This is a genomic window from Maribellus luteus (assembly GCF_003576475.1).
In the GTDB taxonomy this organism is placed as follows: domain Bacteria; phylum Bacteroidota; class Bacteroidia; order Bacteroidales; family Prolixibacteraceae; genus Draconibacterium; species Draconibacterium luteum.
In genome coordinates this window covers 1-534 of record NZ_QWGR01000250.1, presented here as the reverse complement: position 1 = coordinate 534, position 534 = coordinate 1, and the positions used below count along the sequence as shown (strand labels likewise).

Sequence of the window (534 nt, the reverse complement as noted above, 5' to 3'; positions counted from 1 at the left end):
ATTCGACGAGACCTGGATATCCATGGACGGCGACGACGAAGCGTGAACCTCACGCACCTCATAGATGCCGGTCTTCAGCGTGCGGTCGAGGATGTCGTTGACGTTCGCGGCAATGCGCAACTTGCGCACCGGCAAGCCCATGCGCTTGGCGACGTAACCCGCAAAGATATCGCCGAAATTACCGGTCGGTACGGTGAAATCGACGGCGCGACCGGGTGCGCCGACGGCAACCGCCGAAGTGAAGTAATAGACAACCTGTGCGACGATCCGCGCCCAGTTGATCGAATTGACGCCCGAGAGCGAGACGGCATCGCGGAATTTATGATTGTTGAACAGGCCCTTCACGATGGCCTGGCAGTCATCGAAATGACCTTCCACCGCGAGCGCGTGGACATTCGAGGCGCCGGTCGTGGTCATCATCCGGCGCTGCACGTCGGAAATACGGCCGTTCGGGAACAGCACGATCAGATCGACATTGTCGCGCCCGGCAAAGGCGTCGACGGCGGCGCCGCCGGTGTCGCCCGAGGTGGCGAC

Annotated in this window: 1 protein-coding gene; it reads right to left on the bottom strand. The window is 61.6% G+C overall.

Annotation, left to right across the window (positions count from 1 at the left end):
• On the bottom strand, positions 1–534 hold a 534-nt coding region (gene thrC / locus D1614_RS28790), incomplete at both ends, for a threonine synthase (protein ID WP_119440539.1).